This is a genomic window from Plantibacter flavus, from assembly GCF_900177615.1.
In the GTDB taxonomy this organism is placed as follows: Bacteria; Actinomycetota; Actinomycetes; order Actinomycetales; family Microbacteriaceae; genus Plantibacter; species Plantibacter flavus.
This window is the reverse complement of sequence record NZ_FXAP01000001.1, coordinates 113,313-130,203: the sequence shown is the minus strand read 5'-3', so window position 1 is coordinate 130,203 and position 16,891 is coordinate 113,313. Positions and strand designations below refer to the sequence as shown.

Sequence of the window (16,891 nt, the reverse complement as noted above, 5' to 3'; positions counted from 1 at the left end):
CCTGCGTCTCACTGGCGAGTCCCCCGGTAGTCGACGACGGTCTGATCGCCGCTGAAGAACGGGTCCGCTGAATCGACGAAGGCGTCGACACTCGGGTCGCCAGCGCTCGCGACATGATCGGCGAACTCCTCGTACCGATGCGAATTGTGCGAGAACGCGATTCCCGGACCGTCCTCCTCGAGCTCCTGCGTCGCCGGGTCGATCAGCCGTGGTGCGTCGCCCTGCACCGTCGTCCAATTGGCCCTGTCCGGATTCTCCCGTCCGTCCAACCGTGCCACGGGGTCCTCTTCGAACTCGAGTGACAGCACCTGGACGTCATCGGGGATGTCGTATCGCGCGACCGGCGAGCCGGCGGTGGCGACATGGGTGATGTTGAAGGGTACCGACGGGTCCGAGGCGATCAGCCCGGCCGTGATCCCGCCCAGACTGAACCCTTCCAGCATGACCGGATCGGTCGATGAGATGCCGGCGGCGCGCATGGCGTCGAGCACCGCGGAGGCCAAGGCGGTCTGCTCCCCCTGCATGGCGACGACGTCGGAGGTGGAGTCGTTCGCGGCGGGCCCCGCGTCGGGATTCCACACCTGGGTACTGGGGATCTGCACGATGTACGACTTCGGCGGGCCAGCGCTCTCCACGATCCGGATGTCGCTGAAGTCGTCGCCGCCGATCCGATCGATTTCGCTCGAACCGTTCATGAGATCGCCGAGCCCCCGCACATCCGTGTCCGGGACGGCATGAGGCTTCGGCTTCCCGTCCGCACCGAGCTCGAGAGCGGCGGTGCCGTCCTCGAAGAGGCCGAACCGGCCGCCACCGGTGGCGATGGCGTCGATCGCCTGCTCATAGGTGAGCGGCGGCCAGCCCTGGCCGGTGACGACCGACATGAGTCCGTTGAAGCCGGGCAACAGCCCGGGGAGGAAGGTGAGGCCGGCCAGCAGGCCTGGGGCGCCATCCGTGAGGATGTCCTCGATCCACGCGTTGTCGCCCAACCATTCGTTGGCGGCCTGAGCCGCGACCGGCGCGAGTTCCTGCAGCCTCGACAGTGCGTCGGCGTAGGTCGCCGCCGTCCGGTCCACGACCTCTTGCGGCGAGTAGGCGGAGACCGAGTTCGTCGCGAACAGCCCCGCGACGCCGGCCGGCGAAAGCAGCAGCCACGGGTTGTCGCCGATCTGGTCCAGCGTCTGCTGGGTGCCCTCGACCAGCGAGTCGACACCCTCGACCACGATGTTGACGCCAGCCACGGTGAGCATCCACGCCCCTCCCACCACGGCGACGCCCGCCGCTGCGACGAGGCCGACCGGCACCGCGAGGACGCCGATGACGAAGGCGACCCCGTTGTGGAGGGCGACGGTCGCGGCGGCGATCAGCTGGTCGGCGGTCTCGTACGCGACGACGGCGCCCTCGAGGAAGACGGCGGAGACGCCGGTCTCGGTCGCGACGAGGAGGAGGGAACCGGAGGCGAGGACGATGGCGCCTTCCGCGGCCGCCCCCGTCACCGGCGACAGGATCATGGATTCGAGCAGGTCGCCGTCGACCGCCTTCGCAGCGGCCGAGCCCGAGCGTCCGATCAACTCGGTCGACAGCGTGGACAGCTGTTGCGCCTGCAGCCGCATGTCGTCGAGCTTCGCGCCGACGCCGCCAGCACCGCCGGAGACCGTGATCCCGCTCACGCTCGTGCTCCCTGGATCGTCGCGGCGATCGCCAACACCTCGGCGACGATGTCCGCGCGACGGACGGCCCGGAGCGAGACCCGGGTCCCCTCGGCGACGGTGGACGGGTCCATACCCGCCGCTTCGAGGTCCGGGGTGTCGACCGACACCGCGACCCAGCCGTCGGCACCACGGAGCCAGGTGTCCGTCCAACGTCGCACGGGCTCCCTGCTCCGTGAGAGTGCGTCGAGCCGGAAGCCGCCGTCGATCCGCTGGGCGACGCCGCCGAGGAGCACTGCGGCCTGTGGGCTGTGGAGCTGTTCGACGACCGCGCCGACGACGTCCGGTCGGTCCTGGCGGAGCGCGAGGACGAGCGCCTCGGCGTCCGCGAGCGGAAGGACGACCACGTCGGTAGAACGACCCCGCGTGTCGGGGACGTCGTGGAGCGCGGAGAGGGGTCGTAGGAGTTGCTGCGCCAGGCCGGCGGTGTCGAAGGCGCGGATCTCGACCGCGTCCTCGTCGCGCGCGGCCGTGCCGTGCTCGGCGACGGACGCGTCCGAGTGGTCGACCCGCTGCGTCCGCAACAGCGCCAGGGCGTGCGCGCCGATCACGGAGACGGACTGGATCGCCGTGCGATCGAGGGACCAGCAGGAGGCGTCGACGGCCGCCGTCGCGAACTGTGGCATCGACAGGAATGCGGCGAAATCGGGATCGACGTCAGCGGTGAGGTCGTCCGGGAGGCTGTCGTCCCCGCGGGCGAGGAGTCGCCGCTCCCGGAGCCGCGCGACGGCTCGCTGCTCGCGCTCTCGGGATTCGGCGGGCGACACGTCCGAACCCCATTCGGTGTGGAAGGCGGGTGGCAGCACGATGTGCGGGGTGCGGTGCTCCAGGACGTGGAGTTCGTCCGCGGTCAGCAGGAAGGCTGCGGCGGCCGGAGCCGGGCGGGTACGGGTCATGGGCATCAGTGGGTCCATCCTCGGCTGCGGTACAGGTCTGCCAGGTCCAGCCAGCTGCGGTCACCGGGTGTCGGAAGCGATGGCGTGGAGGCGACGATGTCCTTGGCCTGGTGCACGAGGAAGTCCGGGACCTCCTGGCCGAAGAACTCGAACACCTTCGCGGCGCCGTCCTTGACGGTCTCGACCGCGCCGGAGACGAGGTTCACCGCGTCGTTCCAGCGGTCCCCCACCCAGCGCGCGGCGTCCTCGATGAGCTGCTTGACGTGTTCGACGGCGGTCGCGTGCGCGTCGAGGTTGTCGGCCGCGTCGTCGAGCTGCGTCGCCGAGTTCTCGAGCGAGACCGCCCGGGTGCCGAGCTGCTCGACGAAGGTCTCCGCCGCGGTTGAGGTCCACGCGAGCTCGGCCGCCGAGCGGAGGTCTCCGGCGCGGCTACGGACCTCGGTCGCGAGGGTTCGTAGCTCCGTCGCGCGGAGGCGGATCTGTCGGGTGTCGCCGTACACTGCTCGCTCCTCGTCGGGTGGTGCTGCGTCGCTGTCGCCGTGGGTCACCTTCGCCGGAAAACCCGCGCGCCCTCACCGACACGTGGTCGGGAGGGCGCGCAGAGCGAAGCCGACGGTGGTGACTACTGGCCGGCGCCGGCAGCGAGCGCTGCGTCGGTCTGCTCGAGCGTGGTCACGGCGTTGTTGAGGTAGCCCGACAGCTTGTCGAGGTGCTGGATCGTGACCGTCGCGCTCTGCGTGAAGGCCGTGTAGGTCTCGTTGAACGTGCCGGACGCGGTGTCGGTCTGGAACCCGGAGGAAACGAGGTTGTTGATGAGGGTCTGGAGGCGGTTGAGCGTGGTCTCGACCTCGCCCTTACCCGTCGTCAGGTTGACGGCGGCCTGCTTGATCTCGCTGTAGTTGACGTTGATGTTGGCCATGAGTCTTGCTCCTTCGTTGTGGTCACCGGCACCGTCGGTGCCTTCATCATGTAACCACAACGCCTCGCGGGAGCACATGGGGAGCACTCCCCATGTGGTGGTCCCCGCTCAGGGACGTCACCACTCAGGCGACGGGGGACTCGGGCGCGATCGGCAGCTGCACGCGCGACAGCGCACCGCGGTTCGCGTAGATCCCGCGCCCCTGCGGGAAGTCCTTGCGCGCGAGCCTGGGGAAGGTCGTCCGGAGGACGAGGTCGCCCTCCATCTGCTCCGGCTGCAACAGGATGCCCCGCCTGGCGCTCTTGATCTCGCCCATGAGCGGCCAGGACGACGACCAGCCCGACACCTCGTTCTCGGCGATCACGAGATGGTCGCTGCGCTTGATGGCCTTGATGAGCTCCACCAGCGGCGGGTCGGCGATGCCGTTGAGGTAGTCCGACAGCGTCTCGATGACGACGACCGTCCGGCCGGTGACCGTCTCCGCCGCGATCGCCGCGGACAGCGCCTTCGCCTGCTCGGCGATCGTCTCGGGGGTGACGGCAGACTCGTCGAAGCGCAGCTCCCGCAGCAGCTCCGAGCGCTTGGAGCCGAAGTAGACGAAGCGTGTCGCCGGATCGAAGCGACGCATGGCGCCGACGAGGGACGCGACGGCGTTCGTCCGACCGCTGCCGGGCGGGCCTCCGACGAGGAACGCGCCACTGGGATCGAACCCGATCGGTGCGAGGTCGGCGTCGCCGATGCCGAGCACAGGGCGGTCGCCGACGCGCTCGGGCAGCTCGCGGGCCTCGATCTCCTTCGGCAGCGCGCCGATCGGCGGGGCCGTGATCGTGGCTCCCGCGCGCGACATCGCCTCCGCGAGCCGGACCGTCGCGACCGACTGGTCCGAGAGCACCGGCGAACCACCGAGGATCGCGACCTGGACCTCGAGGCCGTCGACGATCGCCCGGCCGGCGGGCGACTCGGGGCCGAGGATGTCCTTCGGCACGCCGAGGAGCTGGTAGCCGGTCTCGTCCGCGAGGCGCAGCACCACGCGCCGCTGCACACCGGAACTGATGTTCGTCGGGACGGAGCCCGGGCGGTCGGCCGAGAACGCGATGTTCACGCCGAGCTGCCGGCCGTCGGTGATGAGCTGCTGGAACAGCGTGTACCAGGAGGACAGGCCGAGCGTCGTCTCGTACTCCTGCCGGAAGGACTGGAAGCCGTCGACGAGCAACAGGATGCGGCGCTCGTCGTTGCGACCCGAGACGCGGCGGTAGTCGGTGATGGAGGACGCGTTCGCCTCGGCGTACCGGACGCTGCGCTCGTCGATGATCTCCTTGATCCGGCGGAGCAGTCGGATGACCCGCTCCTGGTCGTCGCCGGGGATGATCGAGCCGACGTGGGGCAAGGCCTCCAGCATGCGGAGGCTGCCCGCGCCGAAGTCGAGGCCGTACACCTCGACCGGACCGCCGCGCGGCGTGATGCCCGCCGCCGTGGCGAGGGTCCGGAGGACGGTGCTCTTGCCCGAGCCGCCGGTGCCGAACACGGCGATGTGGCCGTCGACGTCCGGCCGGAAGTAGACCGGGCGCTGCTCCTGCGAGTCCGGGAGGTCGGCGACGCCGATGAGCAGCTCGGCGTCGGACCGCTGACGGAGCTTGCTGAGGTCGTAGACCGGTGCGAGCTCGTCGAGCCAGGGCCGTCGCGGCGCCGGGATGGATGCGCGGTCGGCTGCGGCGATGATGCTCGCGACGAGCCGCTGCTGGTCGGTGGGGCCGAGGTCGCGCTCCTCCTCGGCGTCGGCCGCGCGGGGCTCCTCCCAGCGCGTCTCACCGCCGAACCGCAACTCGCGGACCTCGATGTCCGAGCGCTTGGGCTCGTCGCTCGTCCAGCCGCCCGCATAGCCGGACTGGAAGATGCTCAGGCGGCCCGGGCCGGTCTTCGCGATGCCGCGCCCGGGCACACCCGGGTCGAAGTGCGCCGCATCCTTCACGCCGACCACGTCCTGGCTGTCGGACTCGTCTGCCATACGCAGCGCGACGCGGAGGTTGGTGTTGGCACGCAGGTTGTCCTTGATGACGCCGGCGGGTCGTTGGGTCGCCATGATGAGGTGGATCCCGAGGGAACGACCGCGCTGGGCGATGTCGACGACGCCGTCGACGAACTCCGGGACCTCGCCGACGAGCGCCGCGAACTCGTCGATGACGAGGACGAGGGCGGGCGGCGAGTCGGGGTCGCCGCGCTTCTCGAGCTCGAGGAGGTCTTTGGCCTTCTTCCGGTTGAGCAGGTGCTCGCGGAAGTGCAGCTCGGCCCGGAGGCTCGTGAGCGCCCGGCGGACGAGGTGCGGGCTGAGGTCGGTGACGAGTCCGACGCAGTGCGGGAGCGTCACGCAGTCCGCGAAGGCCGAGCCACCCTTGTAGTCGACGAAGAGGAACGAGACGCGGTCGGGGCTGTACTCCGCCGCCATGCCGAGCACCCAGGCCTGCAGGAACTCGCTCTTACCGGCACCCGTCGTCCCGCCGACGAGGGCGTGCGGACCCTGGGCGCGGAGATCGAGGTGCATGGCGTCGACACCACCCGACCCGACGGTCGCGCGCAGCTGGCCCGCCCGGCGGGGCTTCGGCGGGAGCCCTGGCGTGCGGTCGTGGATCGAGGAGTTCTGCCGCCACCGGTCGACCACCGCGTCGCTCGAGGTCGTGAGCTCCGGGCCGAGCAGCGTCACCATGGACACCGAGCGCGGGAGGTCGCTCGAGTCCTCGACGAGGGCACCGGCGTCGATCACGGACGCCATGCGTCGCGCGTAGTCGAGGGCCGTCACCGGGTCGACGAACTCCGGGCGGGCGTCGTCGACGGAGTAACCGAGGCGGACCATGCCGACCGTCGCCGGTGCGTCGACGCCCGCCCCGGCCTCCGGCACCTGCAGGAAGGTGCGGCAGGCGGCGGGGAGGGAGACGACGTCGTCGGCGATCCAGATCGGGAAGACCCCCGCGTCCGCCGCGATCTCGGCGAGCTGGACGAGGCGTGCACGGTCGACGCCGACGTCGTCGGAGATGAGCAGGACGATCGCGGGGATCGGAGACTTCGTGCCGGTGTCGTTGGAGCTCTTCGTCCCGATGTCGGCGCCGCGCTCCTGCGCCGCCTGCTTCTCGGAGATGGCGCCGCGTCGGGCATCGCCGGCCCGCGCCGCTTTCAGGCGGGTCTGGACGAGTTCCTCGATCGCGGCAAGCAGCAGGTTGCCGCTCGACACGCTGTCGGCGAGGTGGCCGACGTCGAGCGGACTGTTCGGGGAGGACGCGTGCGGGAGCCACTTGACCCACGAGAGAGCGTTCGACCACGCGGGCGAGACGATCGCCGAGACGACGACCTCGGCCGGCGAGTGGAGGGCGGTGAGCTGGACGAGGATGCCGTTCACCGCGCCCCCGGCGGTCTGCGGCGAACCGGCGATGCCGAGCGCGCCGGCGTCGTAGAGGTTGTCGATGATGGGGACGTCGGCGACCGTCGCGTACTGGTCTTTCAGCTTCTCGAGCCGCTCCTGGAACTCCGGCAGGAAGCTGTCGCGCGCCTTCGCCGAGACCTCGTTCCGCGACGGCATCGTGCCGACCCCGAGTCGGAGGTTCAGGAAGGACCAGTGTTCGGGTCGCCTCGTCCACAGCAGCGGACCTCTCGTGAGCGCGTGCTTGAGCGCCTCCGAGGTGGACGGTGCCTCGCGCATGCGGACGTCGTGCTCGATCTCCCGCTCGGCCGCGAGCTGCTTCCCGAGGGACTCGAGCCGCTCGTCGAAGATCTTGATCTGCTGCTTGAGCTTGCGCTTGTTGCGCCCGCGACCGGTGAAGTAGTTGCCGATGAGCATGAGCGGCGTCATGGCGATGAAGATCAGCGACAGCGGATTCCGAGTGAAGAAGTACATCGCCCCGCCGAGGAGCATCGGCGTGAGCATGCCGAGGAGCGGGAAGGGCTGGTTCTCACGCTCCGTCGGCGGCTCGGGGGCGGGGAAGGTCTCCCCCGCGTAGCGCTGCTCGACACGCGGCGAGCGGTTGAAGTACACCGGGCCGGCCTTCGGGACGACGCCCGCGCGGCCGACGGTCCCGGCGAAGCCGATCTCGACCTCGGTGTCACCGATGAGGACCCGCTCCGGTTCGACGACCTTGAGTCGCGGCACGATGCCGCCGTCGACGACGATGCCGTTGGCCGCGCCGAGGTCGACGAGTTCGATCTCGCCACCGACCTCGAGGCGTGCGTGCCGCTTCGAGACGAGCGGGTCGTCGAGGACGATGTCGCAGCTCGCCTCGCGACCGATGGTCCAGCTTCCTGCGGGAAGGGTGAACTCGCGTCCGGCGTCGTCGCCGGAGAGGACCCGCACGACGGCGACGGCAGGTGCCTGGCCGGTGCGCGCCGCGGAGTAGTAGACGCCCGCGTCGGCGAGCTCGATGACGGCTCCCGAACCGACCCACGCCTCGCCGATGGGGGCCTCCGGCGGGAGCGGGAGGGTCTCGGTCGAGCCCGGCAGGCGAGCGTGCAGCGTGAAGTCGGCGTTCGCGGAATCGGGCCCCTGCGGGTCGACGCGCGCGATCGTCGACGCGACCTCGGCGATGCTCGCCGCCGCGTCCGTCGTCACGACGATGTCGGCGGACGACCCCGACGGCCTGGTCAACGTCAGCTTGATGCGCATGCAGGATCCCCTTGGAAGTGCGGGCCGCTCGACGCGACCTCGATCAGCCTAGCGACGGCTGTCGACTATCCAGCGGAGGGTGCGGCCGTACTCTGCTCATCGGTCAACGGCTTCTGCAGGTCGGCAGGATCCGTGACAGCCGAAACGACCGGCTCAGGACTGAAGAAGCCTCGAGCGGGCGAGGCCGACGAGCAGTCGTCCTGCGGCGCGACGATGACCGCATCGACCTTCAACCGCCCGTCGACGTCGACCACCCGGAACTCCCTGCCGCTCATGGATCCCGTCACCGGCGTCGTCGAAGGATGCGCTCCGTCGGCCGAGGTCCAGTCGTCGAAAGCGCACCCACGTACCCTCGATCCGTCGCCGTCAGCGGTCACGGACGTCACCTCGAACGGCAGCGGGCCGGGAGACAACTCGGTCGCCTCGCCGTCCTGCAGGCGCTGCTCTGCAGCGCTCCACAGCTCGGTCCGCACCTCGTAACCGACGGTGTCGACGAGTTCGGGCAGACGGAAGTCGTTGCGGTTCGCGGCGACGGCCATGGCGACAAGGGCGTCCCGGGTGGCCTTGACCGCCGCGTCCGCTTCATACGGCCCTGACGGCTCGCCATCCGGCCAGGAGACCTCCGGGTACGGCTGTTCTGCTGGAGCCGGATTCGGCGTGCAACCGGCGAGCGCCACAACGGACACGACGACGGGAACGATGATCGCGAGACGTCCGATCCGGGCGCGACCATGAGCTCGTGCGGTCATCAGTGCTCCGAATCGTTGTCGCTCTGGGCGTTGGCCGAGCCGTCGCGATACGCTCTCGCCAACGAGTCGAAGGTGGATCCACCGCGATCCTCGTCGAGGGCGTCGAGCAGTTCGTCGTTCCAGTCGTCGAACCAGGTCTGCAGGTCGGTGGCGTTCAGCCCGCTCGGATCCGGCACTGCTGCCAGCGGACCGCCCGGGGTGTCGTGCTCGAGCTCCCAGACGAGTTGAGCCGTCTGCAGGCGGACTGCGTCCAGGCTCGCGTCCTGCTGGCCCTCGAGGTCTTCCAGCAGCGCCGCGTGGTTCGTCGCGAACCCGCCGTCGAGCGTGTCGCCACCCCATCCGATCAGCTCGCCGAGCGCGTAGCTCTGCCCGGCATCGATCACCGCGCCGGCGGCGCCCCCGACCACCCCTCCGAGGCCGGGGATCGGGATGAGCCCGACGGCCGTCTCGAGACTGTCGATCGCATCCATGATCGCCTGATCCTCGCGTCCCGCTTCGCCCAGTTGTTCGCCGGAACCCGCGCCGTCGACCATACCCTGGAGAACGGCGATCCGCTCAGCCAGACCGTGGACCGAGGTGTCCTCGACATTCGCCGCCGCGCCGACCAGGGCATCCTGATACTGCGATACGACGGATTCCAGGGCCGAATGGCCATAGGGATCTGAGGCGGCGGCTCCCAGGACCTTGGCCAGGACGTCCTGCGACACGTTCGCGTAGACACCCTCCTGGTCGCTGATGCCGAAGAAGCTCACGGTCTGCGTCGGACCGTCTTGGCTGGTCTCCGAATAGAGCGGTGCCTCGACGAGGCCGGGCATCTGCGGAGCGAGCGCCCGGACGATCTCGACCGAAGCGTAGCTGCTGACGTTCTCCCCCTCGAAGGACTCGTTGCCGGCGAGCTCTTCCATGATCTTCGTCGAAAGGGTCGCGGCATCGACCCATGCGGGGCCGGTGGTGTCGACCGGCTGACCCGTCGTCGCGCCCGGGCCGCCCGTGGCGTACTGCGTCCCCGCCCACAGGCCCGCTGGTCCGGCGAACTCGTCGTACTGCGACCAGTCCCGGTCTCCGTACCAGTATTCGACCCGGTTCTGTCCGAGAGAGCCCTCGCCGGTGACGTCGTCTCCGGAAGCGTCGGTCAACCAGTCGAGCGCCTCGTCCGGGTACTGTCCGAGGGTCTCGAGTACACGACCGGCCAAGTCGATGACACGAAGCCCGGGGACACCGGTCTGCTCCTCCTCGAGCAGCGCCAGCGTCGTGCCTCCCGGGAGCGGGGAGCCGTCCTGCCAGATGTGGTAGTTCCCGCGCTCCTCCTGGTCGATCATGTCGGCGAGCGCGAGCGTGGTGGTGACGCCGATCGGGGCGTTCGCCGGATCACCGAACAGGAAGCCGATCGCCGCGGGGTCGCCGCCGACCGTCGTGCTGGCATTCGCCATCATCTCTTCGGCGAAGCTCTGCCCCGTCAGCGGGGACCATCGCTCCGAGCCGACCGACAGGCCGCCACGCACGCTCTGCGCCAATGCGAGTGCCGCGGCGGCAGGGATGCTTCCGTCCACCACGCCACGGCCGAGCTCGTCGATGAGGCTGACGACGTTCTCGCCGCCCATGGCGAGGTTCATCTGGGCCATGACCTGCGGGTTCTTGCCGTACAGGTCGTAGAGCGTCTGCAGGTTCGAGACGTCGGCCTCGGAGTAGTCGCCGGAGGCGATCTGGTTCCCGAGCTCCGCCATGGCCTGCGCGACGGCCGTCGGCGTCAGCGAGCCGGAGTCGGTGATGCCGATGGCGGCGAGCGCCTGGCGCTGCGCCTCCCACGCGGTCGCGTTCGGAGGGGTCAACGCGAGGACCAGGGTGCTGTCGGCCAGGGTGCGCTCGTCGGCCAACCCTTCGAGCGCATTGCGGGCCAGCGTGAGGTCTCCCATCGCCGCCTGCTCCTGCAGCTGTCGGTGCTGCGCCTGCTCCGGAGTCGGGCCACCTGCGGGGTCCGCGTATTGGCGGTTGATGACCTGGTTCGACTCGAACATGGTCTGCTTCACCGACGTCGCGCGTGTGGCGATTCCGGACACGGTCTCGGAGTACGCGCCGATGGCCGTCCGAGCTGCGCTCAGGGCGGTGGTGACCGCGTCGATCGTGGCGACCGGAGTGTCGAGCGAGGCCGTCCAGGTGACCGGTGCGTCTCCGCTCCAGACCTCCGCGGTCATGCCCGCCTGCGAATTGGTCGTGACCGTGCGAGCCTCGCCGAGCGTCGTCTCCACCGTCTGCAGGCCGGTCGCGGCCGTTCCGAGCGATCCGGCGTCGAACAGTCCCGGGTCTTCCCTCGTCCAGTTACCCATCAGTTGGCCCCTTCATCGAGCAATGCCTCGGTCTCCTGCCACGTGGCAGCGGCGTCCCTGGCGATCTGCGCAGCGTTCGTGATCTGACCCGACGCAAGCATCGTCTGCACCGTCGCCCACATGGCGAAGCTCTCGGCGGCGCCGGAGACGCTCGAGCTGGAGCTGCCGCTCAGGTCGACGGCCACCTCGGTCGGAAGGCTGTATCCGCTCGTCTCCAGTCCGGATGCGATCGTCCGAATGGCTTCGACGTCGACGAAGAGCTGATCCCCGGCCATAGTTCCCCTTGGGTCGTCACTGAATCGGCGACCGTCTGACAGTCACCGACAGCGGGTTTCGCCCCGCCGGCCACCAGCGTATCCGAGAGCCCGGACCGCGACGATGGGGAGCACTCCCCATGCCGCGCAGCCCCGTCAGCCGACGACGACCCGGATCGGGAACTCGCCGATCCCGATCGTCGATCCGGCTTCCGCGACGTAGGCCTCGCCCGGCTGACAGACGGTGACCGCGCCGGACGCGTCCGTGATCGTCGTGCCGTTCGTGGAGTGCAGGTCGGTCACGCGGAGCGACCGCCGACCGGGCACGACGACCGTGTGCGTCTTCGAGACGGACATGCGCGGGTCGACGAGCGAGCGCAACTCGGCGTCGGGCTGTTCCGGCCGTGCCGAGGGGTTGCGTCCGAGCAGGAGCGGCCCGCGGAGCGGGATGCGCTCGCCGTCGGGGAGCTCCAGGGCGAAGTCCCCCGCCCGCAGCGACGCCGAGACGACGGTGGCACCGAGATCCGCTCCAGGGGTCGGGACCACCGTGTCCGCTGCCGGCCGGACCGGCCCCGACACGTTCGGCTCCGGCGCCCACTGGGACACCTGCGCACCGGCGAACAGTCCCGGTGGAACGGTGATCTGCAGCTCCGGCGGGACCGAGGACGTCGATGCGGCCGGAGCGCGCGTCTGAGCGGGTGCGACCGGCGGCTCGCGGAACTGCGGCTCGGGAGCGGGTGGCTCGACGACGACCGGCGTCGGTTCAGGCGCGGAGCCCGCGGGAGCCCACGTCGGTCCGGGAGCCGGAGCTGCGGGAGCCGGGGCCCCAGGGACCGGAGTCTCGGGAACGGCACGCTCGGGCGCCGGCACCTGGGCAGCCGGAGCCTCGAAGACCGGAACCGGCTCGGCGGACGTCGGGGCCGAGACGTCTGGGGCCGGTGTCGGTGTCGGCGCATCGGACGTCGCCGGAGCCCAGCCCGGGGCCACCGGTCCGTCCGCGACGGGGACGTCGGTGGGCGCACCTGCAGGCGACGGTTCCGCGCTGCCCGGCGCCGCTGCCGGACGCGGAGCGAGGACGGTCCGAGCACCGTGCACCCGCAGGGTGGCCGAGGCGTCGGGGTCGGACTCGGTCACCAGCTCGACGAGCGCGCGCAGGAAGGCCAGGAACGGCTCCTGCCCGAGCAAGGAGCGCTGACGCCGCCGCTTCTGCACGCCGTGTTGCATGATGAACGTCGCCGCGGCCGTTCCCCGTGCGGACGGGGCGGTCGTGATCGCGAATGCGAGCAGCGGAGCCGGATCGTCGACCGAGACGACCCGCAGGCGGATGTCCGCGCTCGTCCCACCGTCGATCGCGACGTAGTGCCTGGTCTGCTGCGCATCCTCACCGGAGGCGGCGACCGCACGTTGGACGAGCGTGACGACGTCGTCGGCGGTGCCCGCGAGGTCGAGATCCAGACCGGTGTCGGTCAGGTCGGGTGATCTCATCGGTGGTTCCTCCCCAAGCGCCGTCGGCCGACGACGGCAACGGATCGATTATCGCCTACGCCGTCGCCCTCGTGGGGAGGGACGGGCAGTGCACCTCGCAGGCGGACCTGGGTGGACGTCGCATCGGCTCACCGCGCGTCGTGCTCCCAGGGCCAGCGCGGGGTCGGACGCCGCCCGGTCGACGACGTGGCGACGGCGGCGGCCGCGAGGACGATGACGAGCGCCAGCACACCGACGGTGACCGAGAACGGCCCGGTCAGTGTCGTCACGGCGAAGGCGGCGGCGTCCGCTCCGTCCCGGCTGGCGATCGCGTCGAACACGCCGCCACTCACGCCGTACGCGAGCCAGGCGAGGAGGCCCGCGAGGACCGCCGAGCCGACCGAGACGCGCAGCGGGGTGCGGCGCGTCTCACGGATGATCGCCCAGAGGACCACGATCGTGGCGACCACGACCATGAGCGGACCGGTCAGGGGGCCGGCGTCCGGGTCGGTCACGACGTCCAGGTCCGCCAGCAAGCTGATGAACCCGAAGGCGCAGACGACGAGCGCCACGTAGGTGACCGCCGCGAACGGGGCGATCCACCAGGGACCGCGTGCTCCGTCCGCGTCACCGGTCATGCTAAGCGGGCGGTCGTCGGTCCGGCTTCGAGGACGCGCTCGTACTCGGCACGGGCCTCGAGGTTCGCCTCGCGCACCTTGCGGCCGCGGGCGGCGATCCAGCCACCGAACCAGACGGGGATCTCGCGGGCGACGACGAAGGCGAGGACCGGCCCGAAGGTGAAGGCGACCCCGGTGACCTCGGCGAGGATCTCGTCGACGCTGAGCGTCCAAGCGCGCTCCTGGATCAGGAACCCGCCGACCCACGCGAGGAACACGACGAGGCCGATGATGAAGCCGCCGAGCACCCAGTGCACCCAGCCCGATCGGTTCACGATGGTCGCCGTGACGACCCAGGACAGGAAGAAGCCTGCTGCGGCCATGAGGAACGGCCAGCTGGTGGCGATCTGGATGAGGTTCTCGACGAACGTGCCGTCGCCTTCCAGCACCAGCTGGAGGCCCGCGACGGCTGCCGCGTAGAGGCCGGCGAAGATGATGGTGCCGAGGAGACCGATGAGGATGCCGAAGCCGCGGTTGCCGCGGACCTCGGGCTCGGACGGCGCCTGGACGTACAGCGGGAAGGCCTGCTGCTGCTCGGTCTCCGCGGCGGTGGCGGTGGCCGTCGCGCCGGAGCGGGCGACCGGCTCGTACGCGGCGGCCGGGTACGGGTGCGCACCGGTGTCGGCCTGCGAAGCGGTCGACGTGGGTGTTGAAGCGGTGTCGTCATCGTCGAGATCGATGTTCGAGTACGCACGCTGCGGGGTGTGTGGCTGGTAGGGGCGCGTCTCGTGCACCCCGGCGTCCGAGGCCGTGTCGGCGCGGTCGGCGACCCGGCGGTCGTCGACGACCGGGTCCGCCCCGACGCCGTCCGCCGTGGTGATGGTGTCCTGCTGCACAGTGTCCTCGGAGAGGATGTCCCGCTCGGCCGCGGGCCGCTCGGGCGCAGGCTGCTCGGCCGCGGGCCGCTCGGATGCGTTCATGGGACGCGCGGAGCCAGACGCGGTCTGGGCAGCCGCCGGAGTGCTCGGGTCGGTCGGCGATCCGGGCTCGGGGTTCTGGGTGCTCATCGCGTACTCCTTCGGCGGAAGCCAGTTCAGGAGCGCCCTCACGGCACTCCGTTCGCCACGGTAGCAAGCCGGGGCACGGATGCCCGGCAACCTCGCCGGGACTCGCTCACTCCCGTCGACCCGATTCAGGTCTGATTCATATCCGGAGGAAACGGTCTCCTCAGCTCCGCGCAGTTGAGTGGAGGTCCTAACAGACATATGTCGGATCACTGCCGATCCCGCGACGCCGATCCCCCACGGCGCATCCCCCGGAAAGGCCCCATGCCCGAGCAACTCCCCCACGCCCGTCACGCCGACGCCCGTTCCCCGTTCGGTCGGCTCTCCGCTCGCTACCGCGCCCTCCCCCTCCGCGGGCGACGCGTGGTCGCCGGTACCGCTGCCGGAGCCGCCCTCCTGCTCGCCACCGCGGTCATCACCCCGATCGTGCTGCAGCAGTCCGACACGACGGCCTCCGCACCGGCCGCGCAGGTGGCGGACGAGACGACGTCCACGGTCCCGGCCTCCACGGTCAACGCCACGGCGGTCACCGCGATCTCCGCCACGACCGGTTCCGTCGCGGGTGGCAGCACCCTCACCGTGAGCGGTGTCGACGTGGACGGCGTGACCCGCGTCGTGTTCGGTGAGCAGGAGGCCCGGATCCTGTCGGCGACGAGCACCGAGGTGACCGTCGCCGTACCGGCAGCCACCGGCTTCTCCCCCGCCGACGTCGGTATCGCCGTCTACGCGGACGAGCTCCGGGTCGACGGTGACGCGCTGAGCTACAGCTACGACATCACGAGCCCCGTCGACGCGCAGATGGCCTACGTGTTCACCCACTGGAACGACTACAACCTGGCTGAATACGGCTCGCTGGTCGACACCGACTGCGCGAACTTCGCCAGCCAGAGTCTGCTGGAACGCGGGTGGACGATGGACGAGGACTGGTGGGCCGAAGGGACCGGCGACGACTTCGACTTCTCGAAGGCCTGGGTCAGCTCGACGTTCTTCATGAACTACGTCGAGGAGCACCCCGAGCTCGCCACCGCCTTGGACGACACCCAGCGCGATCAGGTGAAGGTCGGCGACATCGTGCAGTTCGACTGGGACAACAGCGGCGACCGCGACCACACGGGCATCGTGTCCAAGGTCGAGACCACGGACGCCGGCACCCAGGTGTACTACGCGGGGCACACCGACGACACCGACTACCGAACCGTCGACGAGGCGATCACCGTCATCCACCCCGGCGCCTCCGTGTACTACTGGAGCATCGCCTAGCCGCCACCCTCGGACCCGTTCTCAGGAGGTCTGCAGTGTGTCGAGTGGCTGGGAGCACGACACACCGCAGACGTCCTGCGAGCGGTCGCCCGGCCGTCAGGCGGGGAAGAGTGTGGCGACGATGGTCTGCGTCCAACCAGTGATGGCGACGTTCGCCCAGCGGGTCGCCACCCAGGTGCCGTCACGCAGGAAGTGACGCTCACCGACGGTGTTCCCTGAGGGGTCGGCACGTTCCGTGAAGCACATCGTCCCGCCGGTCTCCTCGGAGCAGGTGAAACCGGCCTCGTTCATCCGCGCGATCGCCGCCGCTTGGACAGCTGCCTCCACCGAGGCCACGTTCGTCAGGATGAAGACCTCGCCGGCGCCGCTCGCTTTGTTGAGATCACAGGTGAGTCGGTCGGTCGGCTCGAGCAACGCCAGCAGCGCATCGTCGTTCGACCCGAAGCTCTCAGACAGCATCGGCTGCGCCCACGCCGGATTCAACTCGAGGAAGCCGTCCGCGGTGAGTGACTCGATGTAGCCGGCGGGGAAGAGCTGCGTGCACTCGGTCGGGCGCACCGGCGCAGCAGGAGTCTCAGCGGCGTCCGTCAGGGTCGGAGCAGGAGTGGAGCCAGCGGTCGCCGTCGCACTCGGTGTGCGGGTCGAGTCGGCGGCGGGGGTGCCGCCCGGGCCGACGACCAGGAGCCCGATGACCACGACGAGTGCTATCGCCAGCACACCGGCGAGCACACTCAAGCCGATGACGACGGGATTGCGCTTCCGCTTGGGTGCCGGAGCACCGTAGCGGACGTCCGGCTGCCCCGGGGTCGCGTCCGGCTCCAGCGGCTGGAACTGACCGGTGGGCTGCTCGGGCTGATCACTCATCGGACCAGCATGTCGTGCGGAGATCCGCCACACAACTCACCGGTGCTCGATTCGTTCGCCCATTCCTGGGCGAATCGGCGTTCGCTCGCCCAAGAATGGGCGAACGGACGACGGAGGGCCCGTCCCGAT

The 16,891-nt window shown here is 70.2% G+C and carries 13 protein-coding genes; 1 reads left to right on the top strand and 12 read right to left on the bottom strand.

Annotated features, from left to right (window positions below; all coding sequences use genetic code 11):
* Positions 1-8 precede the first annotated feature (8 nt).
* The 11 genes from B9Y95_RS00565 to B9Y95_RS00515 all read right to left on the bottom strand — a co-directional run bounded on the left by B9Y95_RS00565 (position 9) and on the right by B9Y95_RS00515 (position 14,641).
* Positions 9-1,667 carry a hypothetical protein gene (locus tag B9Y95_RS00565; protein WP_085510237.1) on the bottom strand — a complete coding sequence of 553 codons (1,659 nt, stop codon included), beginning with the start codon at positions 1,665-1,667 and terminating at the stop codon, positions 9-11.
* Positions 1,664-2,608, bottom strand: a complete 945-nt coding sequence (locus B9Y95_RS00560) for a hypothetical protein (protein WP_085510236.1) — start codon at positions 2,606-2,608, stop codon at positions 1,664-1,666. The genes B9Y95_RS00565 and B9Y95_RS00560 overlap by 4 nt, the downstream gene beginning before the upstream one ends.
* A complete protein-coding gene (locus B9Y95_RS00555; protein ID WP_327083078.1) occupies positions 2,608-3,150 on the bottom strand; it encodes a putative T7SS-secreted protein in 543 nt (180 codons plus the stop codon). The genes B9Y95_RS00560 and B9Y95_RS00555 overlap by 1 nt, the downstream gene beginning before the upstream one ends.
* Before the next feature lie 74 nt (positions 3,151-3,224).
* Entirely contained in the window at positions 3,225-3,521 is a 297-nt protein-coding gene (locus tag B9Y95_RS00550) for a WXG100 family type VII secretion target (protein WP_056008215.1), read from the bottom strand.
* A 124-nt stretch (positions 3,522-3,645) separates the two neighbouring features.
* Positions 3,646-8,166: an FtsK/SpoIIIE domain-containing protein gene (locus tag B9Y95_RS00545; RefSeq protein WP_085510234.1), complete on the bottom strand. Its 4,521-nt coding sequence runs from the start codon at positions 8,164-8,166 to the stop codon at positions 3,646-3,648.
* A gap of 65 nt (positions 8,167-8,231) precedes the next feature.
* Positions 8,232-8,915 (bottom strand): hypothetical protein, encoded by a 684-nt coding sequence (locus B9Y95_RS00540; RefSeq protein WP_085510233.1) that lies wholly within the window; start codon positions 8,913-8,915, stop codon positions 8,232-8,234.
* Positions 8,915-11,239 (bottom strand): hypothetical protein, encoded by a 2,325-nt coding sequence (locus B9Y95_RS00535; RefSeq protein ID WP_085510232.1) that lies wholly within the window; start codon positions 11,237-11,239, stop codon positions 8,915-8,917. The genes B9Y95_RS00540 and B9Y95_RS00535 overlap by 1 nt, the downstream gene beginning before the upstream one ends.
* Positions 11,239-11,514, bottom strand: coding sequence for a hypothetical protein (locus tag B9Y95_RS00530; RefSeq protein ID WP_085510231.1), 276 nt, complete (start codon positions 11,512-11,514; stop codon positions 11,239-11,241). Before B9Y95_RS00530 ends, B9Y95_RS00535 begins: the two co-directional genes overlap by 1 nt.
* Positions 11,515-11,649: 135 nt before the next feature.
* Positions 11,650-12,978: an FHA domain-containing protein gene (locus B9Y95_RS21065; protein ID WP_085510230.1), complete on the bottom strand. Its 1,329-nt coding sequence runs from the start codon at positions 12,976-12,978 to the stop codon at positions 11,650-11,652.
* Between the two features lie 128 nt (positions 12,979-13,106).
* Positions 13,107-13,595: a DUF6121 family protein gene (locus B9Y95_RS00520; protein ID WP_085510229.1), complete on the bottom strand. Its 489-nt coding sequence runs from the start codon at positions 13,593-13,595 to the stop codon at positions 13,107-13,109.
* Positions 13,592-14,641 carry a hypothetical protein gene (locus tag B9Y95_RS00515; RefSeq protein WP_085510228.1) on the bottom strand — a complete coding sequence of 350 codons (1,050 nt, stop codon included), beginning with the start codon at positions 14,639-14,641 and terminating at the stop codon, positions 13,592-13,594. Before B9Y95_RS00515 ends, B9Y95_RS00520 begins: the two co-directional genes overlap by 4 nt.
* 261 nt (positions 14,642-14,902) lie before the next feature.
* Here B9Y95_RS00515 and B9Y95_RS00510 point away from each other — a divergent pair, with 261 nt between their 5' ends.
* On the top strand, positions 14,903-15,898 hold the full coding sequence (locus B9Y95_RS00510) for an amidase domain-containing protein (RefSeq protein WP_159453307.1): 996 nt from the start codon (positions 14,903-14,905) through the stop codon (positions 15,896-15,898).
* Positions 15,899-15,994: 96 nt separating this feature from the next.
* Here the strand turns inward: B9Y95_RS00510 and B9Y95_RS00505 are convergent, their stop codons facing one another.
* Complete coding sequence (locus tag B9Y95_RS00505) at positions 15,995-16,762, bottom strand: hypothetical protein (protein WP_085510226.1); 768 nt, start codon at positions 16,760-16,762, stop codon at positions 15,995-15,997.
* Positions 16,763-16,891 lie beyond the last annotated feature (129 nt).